Annotated in this window: 26 protein-coding genes; 21 read left to right on the top strand and 5 right to left on the bottom strand. The window is 40.5% G+C overall.

Features of this window, described 5'->3' with window-relative positions:
- The first annotated feature begins 191 nt into the window (after positions 1 to 191).
- Entirely contained in the window at positions 192 to 1,727 is a 1,536-nt protein-coding gene (gene nifK, locus F8S12_RS28330) for a nitrogenase molybdenum-iron protein subunit beta (protein ID WP_196519607.1), read from the top strand.
- Between the two features lie 23 nt (positions 1,728 to 1,750).
- Here nifK and F8S12_RS28325 read toward each other — a convergent pair whose 3' ends face one another.
- Positions 1,751 to 1,900: a hypothetical protein gene (locus F8S12_RS28325; RefSeq protein ID WP_196519606.1), complete on the bottom strand. Its 150-nt coding sequence runs from the start codon at positions 1,898 to 1,900 to the stop codon at positions 1,751 to 1,753.
- A gap of 20 nt (positions 1,901 to 1,920) precedes the next feature.
- On the opposite strand from F8S12_RS28325, the gene F8S12_RS28320 reads away from it, so the two are divergent.
- The 12 genes from F8S12_RS28320 to F8S12_RS28265 all read left to right on the top strand — a co-directional run bounded on the left by F8S12_RS28320 (position 1,921) and on the right by F8S12_RS28265 (position 9,497).
- Complete coding sequence (locus tag F8S12_RS28320) at positions 1,921 to 2,262, top strand: Mo-dependent nitrogenase C-terminal domain-containing protein (RefSeq protein WP_196519605.1); 342 nt, start codon at positions 1,921 to 1,923, stop codon at positions 2,260 to 2,262.
- 124 nt (positions 2,263 to 2,386) lie between these two features.
- Positions 2,387 to 3,766, top strand: a complete 1,380-nt coding sequence (nifE, locus tag F8S12_RS28315; RefSeq protein WP_196519604.1) for a nitrogenase iron-molybdenum cofactor biosynthesis protein NifE — start codon at positions 2,387 to 2,389, stop codon at positions 3,764 to 3,766.
- Positions 3,766 to 3,924 (top strand): hypothetical protein, encoded by a 159-nt coding sequence (locus F8S12_RS28310; protein WP_196519603.1) that lies wholly within the window; start codon positions 3,766 to 3,768, stop codon positions 3,922 to 3,924. The genes nifE and F8S12_RS28310 overlap by 1 nt, the downstream gene beginning before the upstream one ends.
- Positions 3,924 to 5,261, top strand: coding sequence for a nitrogenase iron-molybdenum cofactor biosynthesis protein NifN (gene nifN, locus F8S12_RS28305; protein WP_196519602.1), 1,338 nt, complete (start codon positions 3,924 to 3,926; stop codon positions 5,259 to 5,261). Before F8S12_RS28310 ends, nifN begins: the two co-directional genes overlap by 1 nt.
- Positions 5,262 to 5,565: 304 nt before the next feature.
- On the top strand, positions 5,566 to 5,979 hold the full coding sequence (gene nifX, locus F8S12_RS28300) for a nitrogen fixation protein NifX (RefSeq protein ID WP_196519601.1): 414 nt from the start codon (positions 5,566 to 5,568) through the stop codon (positions 5,977 to 5,979).
- Positions 5,976 to 6,452: a NifX-associated nitrogen fixation protein gene (locus tag F8S12_RS28295; protein ID WP_196519600.1), complete on the top strand. Its 477-nt coding sequence runs from the start codon at positions 5,976 to 5,978 to the stop codon at positions 6,450 to 6,452. Before nifX ends, F8S12_RS28295 begins: the two co-directional genes overlap by 4 nt.
- Positions 6,453 to 6,586: 134 nt before the next feature.
- Positions 6,587 to 6,802, top strand: coding sequence for a CCE_0567 family metalloprotein (locus F8S12_RS28290; RefSeq protein WP_196519599.1), 216 nt, complete (start codon positions 6,587 to 6,589; stop codon positions 6,800 to 6,802).
- Positions 6,799 to 7,116, top strand: coding sequence for a nitrogenase-stabilizing/protective protein NifW (gene nifW / locus F8S12_RS28285; RefSeq protein WP_196519598.1), 318 nt, complete (start codon positions 6,799 to 6,801; stop codon positions 7,114 to 7,116). The genes F8S12_RS28290 and nifW overlap by 4 nt, the downstream gene beginning before the upstream one ends.
- A 10-nt stretch (positions 7,117 to 7,126) precedes the next feature.
- A complete protein-coding gene (locus F8S12_RS28280; protein WP_196519597.1) occupies positions 7,127 to 7,933 on the top strand; it encodes a HesA/MoeB/ThiF family protein in 807 nt (268 codons plus the stop codon).
- Between the two features lie 135 nt (positions 7,934 to 8,068).
- Positions 8,069 to 8,440 carry a HesB/IscA family protein gene (locus tag F8S12_RS28275; RefSeq protein WP_196519596.1) on the top strand — a complete coding sequence of 124 codons (372 nt, stop codon included), beginning with the start codon at positions 8,069 to 8,071 and terminating at the stop codon, positions 8,438 to 8,440.
- 154 nt (positions 8,441 to 8,594) lie between these two features.
- Entirely contained in the window at positions 8,595 to 8,894 is a 300-nt protein-coding gene (locus F8S12_RS28270) for a 2Fe-2S iron-sulfur cluster-binding protein (RefSeq protein WP_196519595.1), read from the top strand.
- 321 nt (positions 8,895 to 9,215) lie between these two features.
- On the top strand, positions 9,216 to 9,497 hold the full coding sequence (locus tag F8S12_RS28265) for a FeoA family protein (protein ID WP_196519594.1): 282 nt from the start codon (positions 9,216 to 9,218) through the stop codon (positions 9,495 to 9,497).
- Positions 9,498 to 9,706: 209 nt separating this feature from the next.
- On the opposite strand, the gene F8S12_RS28260 is transcribed toward F8S12_RS28265, so the two are convergent.
- The gene (locus tag F8S12_RS28260) at positions 9,707 to 9,916 is read right to left on the bottom strand and encodes a TOBE domain-containing protein (protein ID WP_196519593.1); all 210 of its coding nucleotides are present in this window, start codon (positions 9,914 to 9,916) and stop codon (positions 9,707 to 9,709) included.
- A 489-nt stretch (positions 9,917 to 10,405) separates the two neighbouring features.
- Here F8S12_RS28260 and F8S12_RS28255 point away from each other — a divergent pair, with 489 nt between their 5' ends.
- The 3 genes from F8S12_RS28255 to F8S12_RS28245 are packed head-to-tail and all read left to right on the top strand — an operon-like array spanning position 10,406 to position 12,536.
- Positions 10,406 to 10,882, top strand: a complete 477-nt coding sequence (locus F8S12_RS28255; RefSeq protein WP_196519592.1) for an ankyrin repeat domain-containing protein — start codon at positions 10,406 to 10,408, stop codon at positions 10,880 to 10,882.
- Positions 10,857 to 12,155, top strand: coding sequence for a SagB/ThcOx family dehydrogenase (locus F8S12_RS28250; protein WP_196519591.1), 1,299 nt, complete (start codon positions 10,857 to 10,859; stop codon positions 12,153 to 12,155). Before F8S12_RS28255 ends, F8S12_RS28250 begins: the two co-directional genes overlap by 26 nt.
- A gap of 6 nt (positions 12,156 to 12,161) precedes the next feature.
- Positions 12,162 to 12,536 carry a hypothetical protein gene (locus F8S12_RS28245; protein ID WP_196519590.1) on the top strand — a complete coding sequence of 125 codons (375 nt, stop codon included), beginning with the start codon at positions 12,162 to 12,164 and terminating at the stop codon, positions 12,534 to 12,536.
- Positions 12,537 to 12,576: 40 nt separating this feature from the next.
- On the opposite strand, the gene F8S12_RS28240 is transcribed toward F8S12_RS28245, so the two are convergent.
- Positions 12,577 to 13,050 (bottom strand): hydrogenase maturation protease, encoded by a 474-nt coding sequence (locus tag F8S12_RS28240; RefSeq protein WP_196519589.1) that lies wholly within the window; start codon positions 13,048 to 13,050, stop codon positions 12,577 to 12,579.
- 208 nt (positions 13,051 to 13,258) lie between these two features.
- Here F8S12_RS28240 and F8S12_RS28235 point away from each other — a divergent pair, with 208 nt between their 5' ends.
- Positions 13,259 to 13,573, top strand: a complete 315-nt coding sequence (locus tag F8S12_RS28235; RefSeq protein ID WP_196519588.1) for a hypothetical protein — start codon at positions 13,259 to 13,261, stop codon at positions 13,571 to 13,573.
- On the opposite strand, the gene F8S12_RS28230 is transcribed toward F8S12_RS28235, so the two are convergent.
- Positions 13,520 to 13,759 carry a DUF433 domain-containing protein gene (locus F8S12_RS28230; protein ID WP_196519587.1) on the bottom strand — a complete coding sequence of 80 codons (240 nt, stop codon included), beginning with the start codon at positions 13,757 to 13,759 and terminating at the stop codon, positions 13,520 to 13,522. The genes F8S12_RS28235 and F8S12_RS28230 overlap by 54 nt on opposite strands.
- Positions 13,760 to 13,837: 78 nt before the next feature.
- Between F8S12_RS28230 and F8S12_RS28225 the strand changes: the two genes are divergently transcribed.
- Positions 13,838 to 14,113, top strand: a complete 276-nt coding sequence (locus F8S12_RS28225; protein ID WP_196519586.1) for a DUF2281 domain-containing protein — start codon at positions 13,838 to 13,840, stop codon at positions 14,111 to 14,113.
- The gene (locus F8S12_RS28220) at positions 14,110 to 14,523 is read left to right on the top strand and encodes a type II toxin-antitoxin system VapC family toxin (protein ID WP_196519585.1); all 414 of its coding nucleotides are present in this window, start codon (positions 14,110 to 14,112) and stop codon (positions 14,521 to 14,523) included. Before F8S12_RS28225 ends, F8S12_RS28220 begins: the two co-directional genes overlap by 4 nt.
- Before the next feature lie 70 nt (positions 14,524 to 14,593).
- Here F8S12_RS28220 and F8S12_RS28215 read toward each other — a convergent pair whose 3' ends face one another.
- Positions 14,594 to 15,016: a hypothetical protein gene (locus F8S12_RS28215; RefSeq protein WP_196519584.1), complete on the bottom strand. Its 423-nt coding sequence runs from the start codon at positions 15,014 to 15,016 to the stop codon at positions 14,594 to 14,596.
- Between the two features lie 108 nt (positions 15,017 to 15,124).
- On the opposite strand from F8S12_RS28215, the gene F8S12_RS28210 reads away from it, so the two are divergent.
- Together F8S12_RS28210 and F8S12_RS28205 are read left to right on the top strand one after the other, a co-directional pair.
- Positions 15,125 to 15,334: a hypothetical protein gene (locus F8S12_RS28210; protein WP_196519583.1), complete on the top strand. Its 210-nt coding sequence runs from the start codon at positions 15,125 to 15,127 to the stop codon at positions 15,332 to 15,334.
- 138 nt (positions 15,335 to 15,472) lie between these two features.
- Complete coding sequence (locus F8S12_RS28205; RefSeq protein WP_196519582.1) at positions 15,473 to 15,901, top strand: GNAT family N-acetyltransferase; 429 nt, start codon at positions 15,473 to 15,475, stop codon at positions 15,899 to 15,901.
- Positions 15,902 to 16,100: the final 199 nt, after the last annotated feature.

Genomic DNA, 16,100 nt, shown 5'->3' with positions numbered 1-16,100 from the left:
AAGTAGGGATAGCCTGGGGCTAAAACAAAACCCCAGGGGGGAGTTGGGAATCCAAAGTTCAAAACTAAAAAATTAAAAATTTATTTTGATTTTTGCATTTTGAATTTTGAATCATATTCTCACCTCCCACTCCCGCCTCAAATCCTCATTCCTCAATTATTAAAGAATTCAGTAAGCTTGGAGATCCAAAAATGCCTCAGAATCCAGAAAAAATTCAAGACCACGTAGAGTTATTCCACCAACCGGAGTACCAACAGCTATTTGAAAACAAAAAGCAGTTTGAAAACGGTCACGACCCCGAAGAAGTACAACGGGTTGCAGAGTGGACAAAGGGTTGGGATTATCGTGAAAAGAACTTCGCTCGTGAAGCTTTAACCGTCAATCCTGCTAAAGGTTGCCAACCATTGGGAGCAATTTTTGCTGCTGTGGGTTTTGAAGGCACTCTACCTTTTGTTCAAGGTTCTCAAGGTTGCGTTGCTTACTTCCGCACCCACTTAACCCGTCACTACAAAGAACCATTCTCTGGTGTATCTTCTTCAATGACTGAAGATGCAGCCGTGTTTGGTGGTCTGCAAAACATGATTGACGGCTTGGCGAACTCTTACCAACTCTACAAGCCTAAGATGATTGCTGTCTGCACCACTTGTATGGCAGAAGTAATTGGTGATGACTTGCAGTCTTTCATCAACAACGCCAAAGAAGCTGGTTCAGTTCCTCAAACCTTCCCAGTACCCTACGCTCACACCCCTAGCTTTGTTGGTTCCCACATCACTGGTTACGACAACATGATGAAGGGAATTCTTTCTAACCTGACAGCAGGCCACAAGAAAGAAACCAGCAATGGTAAAATCAACTTCATCCCAGGTTTTGACACCTACGTAGGCAATAACCGCGAAATCAAGCGGATTGCTTCTTTGTTCGGCTTTGACTACACTATTCTAGCCGACAACAGCGACTACCTGGATTCGCCTAACACAGGTGAGTTCGATATGTATCCAGGTGGTACAAAGCTAGAAGATGCAGCAGATTCAATTAATGCTAAAGCTACGATCGCTCTGCAATCACACTCTACCCTCAAAACCCGCGAATACATCGAAAAAGAGTGGCAGCAACCAACCTCAGTTTCCCGTCCTTGGGGTATTAAGGGTACTGATGAGTTCTTGATGAAACTCAGTGAACTAAGTGGTATACCCATTCCTCAAGAATTGGAAATTGAACGCGGTCGGGCAGTTGATGCCATGACTGACTCCCATTCATGGCTTCACGGCAAGCGCTTCGCTATCTACGGCGAACCAGATTTAGTATACAGCGTAGTTGGCTTTATGCTAGAAATGGGTGCTGAACCTGTGCATATCTTGGTTCACAACAGCAACGAAATATTTGAAGCAGAAATGAAAGAACTGCTTGCTTCTAGCCCCTTTGGTAGCAATGCAACTGTTTGGCCTGGTAAAGACCTGTGGCACATGCGTTCTTTGATGTTCACCGAACCCGTAGACTTGCTCATCGGTAACAGCTACGGTAAGTACCTGTGGCGCGACACTAAGACTCCCTTAGTAAGAATTGGCTATCCCATCATAGATCGTCACCACTTACACCGCTACACCACCATTGGTTATCAAGGTATAATCAACCTCCTCAACTGGGTTGTAAATACTCTGTTTGAAGAAATCGATCGCAACACCAACATTCCTTCTAAGACAGATATTTCCTACGACTTGATTCGTTAGGAATTGCGTAAACGCACTGCGTGCTAATTAAGGGTAAAGAAGGGGAGTAGGGAGTAGGGAGTAGGGAGTAGGGAGTAGGGAATAGGGAATGGGGAAATATCCAAACCCAATGCCCAATGCCCAATGCCCAATGCCCAATGCCCATTCCCCAACTTTCCTTTTTCTTCTAGCATTTACCTAAGGTATTAAATAAATGGAAACTATCAATCATACTCACGAACACACTCATACTCATCCTGATTACCATCCACCTAACTATAGAAAACCGGGGAAGTTCAACAATCTTCTCAATCCGTTGCGCCGTCTAGTGGATGGAATTCAGGTTAAAAATAATCGCATCGCTCATCTGATTTGCCAAACAATTCCTTGTTGTTGTCCCTTTGAGCGACAATTTAAATTATTTGGACGGTCTATTGATATCCCACCACTGTGTAAACTCAATCCTTTATATGACGAATTTGTAGGATTGCGTTTTCGAGCTTTATCTTACCTCGCTGATGTATGTGGAGAGGATGTCACAAAATACATTTGCTAATTATTGAGCATTGGGCATTGGTCAATCAATTTTGGATTTTAGATTGCCAATTTTAGATTTTTCTTTCAATCCAAAATCCAAAATTCAAAATCCAAAATTGGCATAGTTCAGTACGAGAAGAGACATGAAAATCACCCAAGGCAAAATCAACGAGCTGCTCACTGAGCCAGGATGTGAGCATAATCAGCACAAACAATCCGAAAAGAAAAACAAGTCATGCGCCCAACAAGCACAACCTGGCGCGGCTCAAGGGGGCTGTGCCTTTGATGGTGCAATGATTGCCCTAGTCCCGATCGCAGATGCAGCGCATTTAGTCCACGGGCCGATCGCTTGTGCTGGTAATTCCTGGGGTAGTCGTGGTAGTCTCTCCTCTGGCCCTCAACTCTACAAGATGGGCTTTACTACTGACTTGGGTGAAAATGATGTCATCTTCGGTGGTGAAAAGAAACTCTACAAAGCGATTCTGGAACTCAAAGAGCGCTACCAACCAGCAGCAGTATTTGTCTACGCCACTTGTGTTACTGCCTTAATTGGCGATGATGTTGATGCTGTCTGCAAAGCTGCTGCTGAGAAAATTGGTATTCCTGTTGTTCCCGTTATTGCACCAGGATTCATTGGCAGTAAAAATCTCGGCAACCGTTTTGGTGGTGAAGCTTTGTTAGAATATGTTGTCGGAACAGCAGAACCGGAACATACAACGCCCTATGATATTAACTTAATCGGTGAATACAATATTGCCGGGGAAATGTGGGGAGTAACACCACTGTTAGAAAAATTAGGCATTCGCATTTTGTCTAAAATTACGGGCGATGCTCGCTACAATGAAATTCGCTACGCCCACCGCGCCAAACTCAACGTGATGATCTGCTCACGAGCATTGCTGAATATGGCGAGAAAGATGGAGGAGCGTTACAACATCCCCTACATTGAAGAGTCTTTCTACGGCATCGATGATATGAATCGTTGTTTGCGAAATATCGCTGCTAAATTAGGTGACGCTGATTTACAGGAGCGGACAGAAAAGCTGATTGCAGAAGAAACGGCTGCTTTAGATTTGGCACTGGCTCCTTACCGCGCTCGACTCAAAGGTAAGCGGGTTGTCTTGTATACTGGTGGTGTTAAGAGTTGGTCGATTATCTCGGCTGCTAGGGACTTAGGTATTGAAGTTGTTGCTACCAGTACGAGAAAAAGTACTGAGGAAGATAAAGCCAAAATCAAGAAGTTGCTCAACAACGATGGCATTATGTTGGAAAAGGGCAACGCTCAGGAATTGCTACAAGTGGTTAAAGACACTCGCGCAGATATGCTGATTGCTGGTGGTCGTAACCAATACACCGCTTTGAAAGCTCGAATTCCTTTCCTTGATATCAACCAAGAACGCCACCATCCTTATGCAGGTTATATAGGGATGATTGAGATGGCACGGGAACTGTACGAAGCTTTGTATAGCCCGATTTGGGAACAAATACGTAAGCCCGCGCCTTGGGACGAGGAGGTAGTTTAATGGCTCTTATACCCTCGTTCCCAGACTCCGGCTGGGAACGCATTCCTGAAGGCTCTGCCTTCTTTTTAAAGCAGATGAGGCGGAGCCTCACTGTCAGCATTCCCCGGCGGAGCCAGGGAACGAGAAAGTCCGCTCTGTGGAATGAGGAAGTAGTTTAATGGCGATCGTCACCGTTTCTAACAAAGCACTGACAGTTAATCCCCTCAAGCAAAGTCAAGCTTTGGGTGCAACCTTAGCCTTTTTGGGATTGAAAGGGACGATGCCCTTATTCCACGGTTCTCAAGGTTGTACTGCTTTCGCTAAAGTTGTGCTGGTGCGGCATTTCCGGGAAGCGATTCCCCTAGCTACGACAGCGATGACGGAAGTCACTACTATCTTGGGTGGTGAAGATAATGTGGAGCAAGCAATTCTGACTTTGGTGGAAAAGGCTAACCCGGAAATTATTGGTTTATGTAGCACTGGGTTGACTGAAACTAGAGGAGATGACATTGAGGGTTTTCTGAAGGAAATCCGCGATCGCCATCCAGAATTGAATGATTTAGCGATCGTTTTTGCACCTACCCCAGATTTTAAAGGTGCGTTGCAAGATGGCTTTGCTGTTGCTGTGGAAAGCATAGTTAAGGAAATTCCTCGCGCGGGTGGACTCAGAACTGAACAAGTGACGATTTTGGCGGGTTCTGCCTTCACCCCAGGGGATGTACAAGAAATCAAAGAAATGGTTACGGCCTTTGGGTTGATACCGATCTTTGTACCTGACCTTGGCGCTTCTCTAGATGGACATTTAGAGGATTCTTATAGTGCGGTTACAGTCAGTGGGACTACCTTAAAACAGCTACGAGAAGTAGGTAGTTCTGCCTTCACACTGGCATTGGGTGAAAGTATGCGGGGGGCTGCAAAGATTCTGGAAGAACGCTTTGGCACACCTTATGAAGTGTTTGGCGAACTGACGGGATTAGAACCGGTAGATGAGTTTATCCAAGCATTGGCGATTCTGAGTAGTAACAGCGTACCCGAAAAATACCGCCGCCAACGCCGTCAGTTGCAAGATGCGATGCTGGACACTCACTTTTACTTTGGTGCAAAACGAGTTTCCCTAGCGCTGGAACCTGATTTGTTGTGGTCAACAGTGCATTTTCTGCAATCGATGGGGGCGCAAATTCATGCGGCGGTGACTACCACGCGATCGCATTTACTAGAAAAACTCCCGGTTAAAAGCATCATTATCGGCGATTTGGAAGACTTTGAAAGTTTAGCAGACGGTTCTGATTTGCTGATTGGTAACTCGAATGTCGGTGCGATCGCAAAACGGCTTTCGATTCCTCTTTACCGTCTAGGATTGCCCATTTATGACCGCTTAGGTAATGGTCAATTTACCAAAGTTGGCTATCGAGGCACGATGGAACTTGTGTTTGGTATTGGCAACCTGTTCTTAGAAGCAGAAGAAGCGAGAGTTAAGCAGTTGCAAGAGTTAGGAATTGTAAGCGCAGAGTTTTGAATTAACACTTCAAAATTCAAAACAGTTCAGTTAAGAATTGATCCTCCCTAACCCTCCTTTTTAAGGAGGGAATTGAGCAAATCTTAAATTAGCCCCAATACAGTTCAGATAAGACGAAAACATTTGTAGAGACGGCGATTTATCGCGTCTCAAAAACCCAAAATTTTGTACCAGTAGCCCTTAACTGAACCGTATTGAAATTAGCCCCCCTTTTTAAGGGGGGTTGGGGGGATCTTCCGAGGCTAAATATCACTAACTGAACCGTATTGCTTCAAAATTCAAAACTTTAGAGAGGAGAATTACAATGAAAATTGCCTTTACGACAAGTGACCGAGTTCATATTAATGCTCACTTCGGATGGGCAAAAATGATTGATGTTTACGAAATTTCCGATGAGGGATATCACTTCGTAGAAACCCTCAATTTTGAAGGCGACCTTAAAGAAGATGGGAATGAAGATAAAATCACCCCAAAACTTGAGGCAATAGGCGACTGTACGATTGTTTATGTAACAGCAATTGGTGGTAGTGCCGCCGCTCGGTTAATTAAGAAAGGTGTTACCCCAGTCAAGGCGCGATCGGAAGAAGAAGAAATTAGTGAAGTGCTAAATAAGCTAGTAAAAACCCTCAAAGGTAATCCTCCACCTTGGTTGCGTAAAGCTTTACAGCCAAAATCTACAAATTTTGCCGATGAAGTTGAAAATGAAGCAACAGTATGACCACAAATAATAGTGTTAACGGAACTGCAACAACAGAAGTCTTGAACTCACCTTTTCTTAAGGTATTAATTAAACAAATCCGTGGTCAAGACAGTTATGGAGTTTATCGTAATTGGTCGGATGAATTGATTCTTAAACCCTTTATTGTCAGCAAACAAAAGAAACGGGAAATCTCCGTTGAGGGCGAAGTTGATCCGGTAACTCAAGCCCGGATTATGGCATTTTTTCGAGCTGTAGCTGCTGAAATTGAGCAGGAAACAGGTTTGATATCTCAGGTTGTAGTTGATTTGAGCCATGAAGGATTTGGCTGGGCGCTAGTTTTTTCTGGTCGTCTTTTGCTAGCTGTGAAAACCTTGCGAGATGCTCATCGCTTTGGCTTTGACTCGCTGGATAAATTAGCAGAAGAGGGAGAAAACTACGTCAAAAAAGGTCTTGATTTGGCGAAGCGCTTTCCTGAAGTTGGCAATCTGTAACAATTTTAGATTTTGGATTTTGGATTTTGGATTAAATATTTTATCACTAGTCTCATCACCATGTGATTAAAACAATATCATCCAATCCAAAATTTAAAATCTAAAATCCAAAATTCCATGTGGAGTGGCTGATTGTGCAAGCAGAAGAAACGAGTATTGAAGAACTACAAGGACAAATCAGACGGCTTAACAGCAAAGCAGGTCAAATGAAAATGGATCTGCATGATTTAGCTGAAGGGCTACCAACAGATTACAAACAACTTATGGATGTTGCGGCGGCAACTTATGAAATCTATCGCAAGTTAGATGAACTTAAGCAACATCTGAAAATTTTGGAGAATGCTACATGACTGGAACTATTGATGAATTCAAGCAGCTCGTAGATGCAGAAGAATTTTTTAAATTCTTTAACCTATCCTACGATTTACAAGTTGTGAATGTAAATCGTTTACATATTCTGAAAAAGTTTTCTCAGTATATCCAAGAAATTGATAATAATTCTCCTGACTTGAGTCAAGAAGAGAAATTAAATCAATATTCTTTGGCTTTGCAAAAAGCCTATCAAGTATTTATCGAATCGACACCCCACGAACAAAAGCTGTTCAAAGTGTTTAACGACAAGCCGAAAAATGTAGTCACACTGACAGAAATCACTTCTGATTAGGAGGTATAAATTGGTTAACCTGACGGCTACCGAATTAGAACGCTATCGTCGCCAAATGATGCTTCCTAATTTTGGCGAAACAGCACAGAATCGCCTGAAGTCAGCGACAGTTCTGGTTACAGGTGTGGGAGGATTAGGCGGTACGGCGGCGCTTTACCTAGCAGTAGCGGGCGTTGGGCGGCTAATCTTAGTCCGGGGTGGTGACTTGCGGCTAGATGATATGAATCGTCAGGTTCTCATGACTGATGATTGGGTAGGTAAGCCAAGGGTATTCAAAGCTAAAGAAACTCTGGACTCGATTAATCCTGATGTCCAAGTGGAAACTGTTCATGATTACATCACCCCGGAAAATGTAGATTCGTTAGTGCAGTCTGCTGATATGGCTCTTGATTGCGCCCACAATTTTACAGAGCGCAATTTGTTAAATGAAGCCTGTGTGCGATCGCGTAAGCCAATGGTAGAAGCTGCAATGAATGGGATGGAGGCTTACCTGACAACGATTATTCCTGGTGTGACTCCTTGTTTGTCTTGTCTGTTTCCCGAAAAGCCTGATTGGGATCAGCGCGGCTTTTCAGTTCTAGGCGCTGTCTCTGGAACACTAGCTTGTCTAACGGCTTTGGAAGCTATCAAGTTGATTACCGGGTTTAGTCAGCCTCTATTGTCGCAATTGCTGACAATGGACTTGAATCGAATGGAATTTGCTAAACGCCGTTCTCACCGCGATCGCTCTTGTCCAGTATGCGGCAATAGTGCGCCTTGGAGACACGCGCATTCCAATTCGATGGAACCCACGGGTATTACACAAAATAGTCATTAGTCATTCAATTTTAGATTTTTAATTTTGGATTTTGGATTGAAAGAGAAATCTAAAATCTAAAATCTAAAATCCAAAATTGGCTGACAACCCCCACCTGAAATCAGAACAATTAATCGCTACAAATCAGGAGACTTAATGGCCGTTATTTTATCAGAAAAAGCAGAATTTCATCTGCGGGCATTCCTCAAAGGTTCCGCACCCGACGCTGATGGCGCAACTAAAGGTGTTCGCATCTCTGTAAAAGATGGTGGTTGCAGTGGCTATGAATATGCGATCGATATCACCAGCAAACCCCAACCAGATGATTTAGTAAGTCACCAAGGTAAAGTGCTGGTTTATGTTGATGCCAAAAGTGCGCCGTTATTAGACGGAGTTATTGTTGACTTCGTTGAGGGAGTGATGGAAAGCGGTTTTAAATTCATCAACCCTAATGCAACTGATACCTGCGGTTGTGGAAAGTCCTTTAAAACAGACGACGGTACGCCTACGGGTGTACCTTGCAGCTAACACAATTCTGTTAGCGCCAAGTCTGATTGTAAAGGCTATCCAAAAACTCACTTTGCGTAGCGTCGAGTTCAGGATAAGGGAAGCTGAAAGTAGGATACAGAGACTCAAAAGCTTCGGAAATTCAATTTAATTATAGTTTGAGGAGAATCGCAAAATGGCTACTTACCAAGTTAGATTAATCAACAAAAAGCAAGAACTCGACACCACAATCGAAGTTGACGAAGAGACTACCATTTTGGACGCAGCAGAAGAAAATGGTATTGAGTTACCCTTCTCTTGTCACGCAGGTTCTTGCTCTAGTTGTGTTGGCAAGATAGTTGAAGGGGAAATTAATCAAGAAGATCAAATCTTCTTAGATGACGAACAAGTTTCTAAAGGATTCGCTCTACTTTGTGTTACCTATCCTCGTTCTAATTGCACAATTAAGACACATCAAGAACCATATCTTGTCTAAGAGGTTGTTTGAAAAGTAGTTAGCTGTGACTTTAGGCACTTTTAGATCCCCCCTAACCCCCCTTAAAAAGCTATGGTGTACACACAAGTCATCGAATTACCCGAAATCCTTGGAAAACCTCACCCTGTCCTGGCGGACATCCCTCTCCTTACTAAGGAGAGGGACAGGTTTTGCGTAGCATAACCAGGGTGAGGTTTTAGGAAAGACTTGTGTGTACACTGTAGGTTAAAAAGGGGGGAACCGGAATCAATGGCAAGCAAATAAAACATGAAGGATGAAAACATACTTCATCCTTCATAATTTATATAATTTATAATTCAAATGTTTGTACCATTTAGTATAACTGGTTGTTCATTAGAATTGTTGAAGACAGGAGAGCAAGGAATTGTGAGTTTTTGCAAAAGTCAGGATGAAACAATCTTAAAAAAACTGATATCGCTAGGGATAACACAAGGAACTGCTGTTACTTTGGAACAGCGCTTACCTTCTTTAATTATTAAAGTTGAAGATAAATCTTTGACAATAGATATGAAAACTATTCGCGCTATCTATGTGCGTATTGTTGATAATTTCAGGACTTACACAAACAATAGCCAAAAATAATGATTTTTAGGTAGGGGCAATTCATGAATTGCCCCTACAGCGTATAGTTTTGCGTAAGTCCTACATTTATATTAATTAATATCTATACATCAAAATGACCTCACTCGTTTTGTAAGTACTTCTAGGAGTGAGGTCACTAATTTATAGATATAAACGCAATTTTGTATCAGAAATAGAGAGGCTTGCAGAGGAAAGCAAGTCGTTTATTTTCAATCAACAGCAAGTATCACATCTGATGATTTAATCACGGCGTAAGTCTCCTTACCTTCTACAAGTCCCAGCTTTTCTGCTGACGACTTTGTGATTATTGACACTAACTCTATCCCTGGTGCTAGTTCTAAAGTTATCTCAGTGTTAACTGAACCATGTATAACTTGTTTTACAGTACCTTTAAGAGAATTACGAGCGCTAATTTCCATTTTTTATCAGTGTTTTGCTTCTACTTAAACAATTTAGCACATTTTTTTTTAAAAGGAAATTATTTGAGATTTCTTGATAAGAATGACGGAAACACAGTAAAGCTTAATCAAAAGTTTACTTCTATCAGTTATCTGCTGTTAGTCCAACTTATGAAATAAAAATGTAATTTTTCCTAGATATTTCTGGAGATATTCATAAATGATTCATGATTCAAACTTATCAAAGTGATATTATATAACTAATACCAATTTCTTATGAAGTGCAGAGCTTCATCATTCCTGAAAGCCTAGCAACACAGGCTTTTGTATTGTCAGATAATGTGCAGCTTCTTAAAGAATTGGTAGAAGCTAAATTGTTTCTAGTCAACCTAGACTTCAACTACTCGTATAGGATTTTTAAATAATGGTGGAGTAATACCCACTATTACGTTTACCAAGCAAATTTATGCTTAGTAATTGCTCCAGAACTTTTGCATTTAAAGAACAATCATGAGTCAATTAGACAGACAAAGCTTGAGTGCAGTAACAACCCAATGGCTAATAGCAAAAGGCTATAATCCTGGGGATTTAAATCAGCCAGGTGAAAATGGCGATACAGCTTTGATGAGAGCGACAAGAGAAGGAGTTTATGCAGTCGTTAAAGAACTGATTGATGCAGGTGCGGATATCGATTCTATAAATAGCGATTGCAACAATGCTTTGTGGTTTGCTTGTTTTGGTAATCACTACGATTTAATTAATTTGCTGCTAGCTGTCAACATTAACATTGACAACCAAAATGATAATGGCGCAACTGTTTTAATGTATGCAGCATCAGCCGGAAAGACAGAAGTTGTTAAGTTACTTTTACAGCATCATCCTAACTTAGATTTGAAAAACTTAGACGACTATAAAGCTATAGATTTTGCGAGCAACGTAGAAGTTTTAAGGATACTTAAAAATGTCACAAAGTCCAATATCGGGTAAAGCCTATCATGAAGCTACCAAGCATTCTTACTTATCGGTACAAATTGATCCAAATTATGTAGATGCTTCAACACAGCCATCTCCATTTAAAGTTTATCCCAAATTTTATCGGAGAGTGAAATTAAATCTCAATAATCCTGTTCATTCTTTTATCTCATTAACTAGTGCAATAACACTGGAAAAAATATATAAAGATAGCCCCTATAAACTGCGGGTGAACCCATCAGCAGGCGCTCTGTATCCTACAGAAGTTTACGTACAGGTTCGCGGTATTGAGGGAATAGTAGATGGTATATATCATCTAGAAGTTGAGAATAATTGTCTAACTCTCATCTATGAATTAATTGATGATGGTTTAGAGAGTTATATTATACCGGGTAAAAGTATCAACGGATTCATCTTTTTAATTAGTTGCGTTTATTATAGGTCTAGCTGGAAATATCAAAATAGAAGCATGAGATATTGCTTATTAGATAGCGGACACCATTTAGGTGCAGTTTCCGCCTCAGCTTTTCTCCACAACAAAGATATACAACTAATTTTCGACTTTGATAAACTCGCTCTCAATTCAGATTTGGGATTTGAGAATAAGGAGTTTATTACGGCTTGTGCGGTGTCAGGAGAACTACAAGACAAGAAAATCAGACACTTAAGGCTAAAAGTTCCTTTTGTCTGTGGTACTGATTATTTTGAATCCAATCAATTTATTGAAGATGCTTATCAAGCAACGGCTCTACAAAAGAGTCGCCAGCAGAAAATAGAGTATCCTCAATTTGACTTGGATAAAGATAAATTTTATCAAACAGTTTGGAATAGACGTTCTGTTAGACGTTTCCGGAAAGAGTCGATTTCTCAAGAAGATTATTTATATATAGTGCAGCAACTTCAGCAGCCAATACCGACAGAAAACTATGAGCAAATAGAAATTTACTCAGTGGTGCATCGAGTAGAAGGAATGACACCTGGGTTATATAAAGGTACATATCTGGTTAAGACGGGTAATTTTAATGAAAAGACGGGTTACTTATGTATTAATCAGGCTATTGCTAAAGATAGCGCTGTAACTTTATTTTTTGTGTCAGATTATTTAAATTATCAAACTGCTATGCAAATAGCTGGTTTTCTCGGACAGAGACTTTATTTAACTAGTAATTATTTGGGAATTCAGTGTAGTGGAATTGGTGCTTATTATGATGACGAAACCCAAGAATTATTAGAAACAAATAAAGATGTACTTTATGGAATGGTAATTGGAATACAAGTAGGAAGTTAAAGAGAGATGGCTAAAGAGATGTATGATTTTAATAGTGATGACTCACGTCCTATACAACCAACATCTGCGGATATTATACTGCGGCAGCAACTAGAGTATTCTATTAGCAGATACTTTTATGAAGCTTGCGATCGCACCATTCAAAATCTTCTATCTAATTGTCGCTGGTATGTTACAACCCATGCCAATGCTCTGACGTTAGTAATAGAATGTCCCGATCAAGTCACTAATTGGCGTGTTTTACAAACAATCGTGCCAATGGGGACATTACTATATGGAATTCTTAGCAGTGCTAAAATCCGTGTTTGTCCGCCAGAAAGTCAAGGCGTACCTTTTGAAATGAGGGTAGATGAACTTTCTGTTTATCGGGATTGGGCGTGATTCAATTTTGGATTTTAGATTTTGGATTTTGGATTGTTAACTAAAAGTTGATATTTTGGCTGATAAATGTAGTTAGTTCTTTAAAAACCAGATCAGCAGAATGTTTGACAACAGGACTTAACTCCAGTCCAAAATCAAGATTTGCTGCCTCAATTAAATAAACTGTTACTTCTTTGGGAAAGTCATTTTTAAAGATTTTCTGTCCGGCGGCTAAAGCATTATCCCAGCGAAAATCGTGCAAGTTATAACTAGGTTCTGGCAAAGCTTCCAGTTCTTTTCCTGGAACTTTAAACACAGCACCAGGTTCAGAACCAGTTGAACTTGCATCAACAATTACTAATTGTTTACTACCTCTAGCCTGAAACATTACTTCCATCCCTGCGGTGCCACAGTCATATACTCGCACATGAGGATGAGGGTTTTCAGCTAGATATTTTTGTAAGCGTTGGGCAATGATTACACCTACTGCGTCGTCATTGCGATTGAGATTTCCGCAACCAATAATAGTTAGCATGGGATAATGCTTTAAATTTTCCTATGTCATAAAGGCCAACATTTCTGACTAAAACCCTTGTTCTGACTACTACATTAATTTATAAAAGTTCATATTCGCATACAATATATGTAATTGTTTTTTTACCTAAATCTCTGGCTTAACTGAACTAGAGATGTGTTACTTTGATTAGAGAAAGCATTGACACTAAGTGGATCAACTACTAAATATGTCTACTCAAACTATTTATCGGGTACTACTGAATTTACCTCCCATTAATCCACAAGATCCTCAAGGAGGTCAATTATTTCTTGAGGAATCCACAACAGATCCAGATTATCAAGAAGGTGATTCTTTCAAAGTTACAAAAATAGTTGGCATAACTACTCAGACAGGACTGGAAAATCAAGAGTTTTCTTTTATGGTAACTGTACTTGAGCGTCAGGTTCATTATGAGAGCAATCAAAAATTTGTTAACATAATCACTGAATCACCTGATAGAACAAAGATACAAGCATATGCAAAGGCACTTTATCACAAGTAGCGTACTCATATATTGTAAGCACGCACGAATATCCTCAATTTGTAGGTCTGGATAGTAGTCTCGGATAATTTCTTCAAATGAAAGTCCGTCATTGAGCAGTTCAAGAATGCTTTGTACAGTGATGCGTGTGCCTGCTATGCAAGGTTTACCAAAATGAATTTGAGAGTTAACTACAATTGTGTCCATACCACTGAAAACCTGTAATATGTTTCCTCAATTCTAAGATAAAATGCTGACAAGCAATTATTTTCGTATGTCAAGCAGATGAATAGTTTATCTACAGATCGGCACAAATTGATTGAAGCAGTTAATGCTCTACCGGATGAAACATTAATTGAACTTGCAAGCTTTCTTGAATATCTTCAATATAAATCAACAAAGGAAAAAGAAATAGACAACCATAAATCTTCTTTTCTAATGTCTATTGCAGGATTAGGAGCTTCTGCGGAAACTGATGTCTCAGAACGAGATGAAGATATATTAAAAAACGAGATTGATTCTGTACGTGGTTGGGGTTTTAAAGCAAATGATCGTACATGACAGCAATCCTAGATACAAGTTTCTTATTTGCACTTACTGATAAGAGCGATGCCAATCACTCTCGTGTTGTAAATGTCGCAAAGACTTTAAGTGAACCCTTAATTTTACCAACTTCTGTCCTTCCCGAAGTTTGTTACCTAATTTCGTCTAGACTCGGACATCCGGTGATGCGTCATTTCTTAATTGAACTTGCAACTAGCGATATTCAACTGGAATCACTTCACTCTGAAGACTTGGAGCGAGTTAATGAAATTCTGGAGCAGTATGCTGATAGTCAGCTTGACTTTACAGATGCAACGATTATTGCACTTGCAGAAAGAGACAACATCACTCGCATCTTGACGCTTGACCGTCGTGACTTTGGTTTTGTTCGTCCTAGACACTGTGATTACTTCGAGTTATTGCCATAATCTGCAAAATATGAGGCTCTGACTGATGGGACAGACAAAGCCTCTAAAGAATTAAGTTATCAGCCGAAAACTAAAACTCTACACCATATTTCTTGGCAATTTCAGTAAGTTTCTCACACTGATGTTGTGATGCTTTAGTCAATAACTCTTCAGCCTGTTCTCTAGTACTTCCCTCTTTAGGAATTAAATACTTGACATAAAGGGATACAAAATCAGCTGCGATCGCTAAACCGGATAAAGCATGTTTGTCAGCTTCCTTGCCAGCGATCGCTGCTACTAGACCAGCTTTGATTGGGTCTGGTTTAACTTTCATGAACTGATCAACAAGTTTTGGAATGTAGTCTGCTGGCGGCAAATTATCTAACTTACTTCTATCTGGAGTAAAGTTACATTCTGCGGCTTTTGCCTGCTCTAAAACACACCATTCGATGAATTCTTGCAATGCTGCATCAGGAAGGCGAGGAAGATATTTATGTAGCGCTAAATCAGACACAAGCTCACCGTGTAAATTTCTGTTTTGTTGAAGTGCATTAACGCAAGCCTAACGCACTATCTGTATAAGTTTTAGTGTGTTACGCTACGACTTTTAAATAATTTAGCAGTGCTACCAGGAGCTATCGATATTGGCATGGGCAAGTCTTTCCCCGATCCGAAAGTACCTCCAGAGGAAGTAGTTAACGATGCACTGCAAGCTGTTGTTGATGGCATTGAAGAAGTTTACCCAGGTGAGCAGGCCAAGCAACTCAATGAGCAACTGATGCAAGACCCCAAAGCGGTTGAAAAGTTTATCGCCACATTCTTACTAGGTTAAAAGAATTGGTCGGGCGATCGCCGAAATAGCAAATTCTATCTTCAAAATGGTAATTAATATCTCCAGATTATGGTTCACTAGACTATGAGTAATATTTCTGTTCTCAAAAATGCTGGAGTCGCAGTGAGGCCGAAACTAATGACTTTAATACTTGAAACTCAAAGGCTTGTGTTAAAACCAATTTTGAAGAGTGGGCTGAACACACTACACGCCATTCTCATCGACTCATACGTGAGAAAGTATCTGTGCGATGACAAAATTTTTCTCTTGGAACAGGTTGAAGAAATGGTGAGTTTGAGCCAAAATAATTTTGAAGAAAAAAGATTAGGTTTATGGTTTATTGAGACTAAAAATGAGCAAGAAATTACTGGGTTTGTTGGTTTATGGGATTTCTTTGATGAAGAACAGCCCCAATTAGTTGTAATCGACCACGGGGCGATCGCAAATTACAAGAAAGTAAAACCCATTGACATCAAAGAGTTAGAGTTCAAAAGAAGCAGACAGCAGACTGATTCAATTTGGGAAATCAAACTGTATAAATTCGTGGGTTTTAAGCAGCATTTTTGACAGCAACTTTACTCGGCAGGAACTTGTGGAAGTAAAGAAGGAGTTGGTTGACCCTGGCGTTTAGCGCTAATGGCTTGAGTCAAAAATTCCAAGACATTTCGACGCTGAGACTTGAGCGGAGCCGGAGACGCTCCGCCTCCGGAGTAGTCACAACAGTTAACATCCTTTGCACAAAATGGCTACCAGCCTGGGTTTGAGA

Origin of the sequence: Nostoc sp. WHI (genome assembly GCF_015714725.1) — a bacterium.
GTDB lineage: Bacteria > Cyanobacteriota > Cyanobacteriia > Cyanobacteriales > Nostocaceae > Nostoc.
This window is presented reverse-complemented; position numbering and strand designations above follow the sequence as displayed.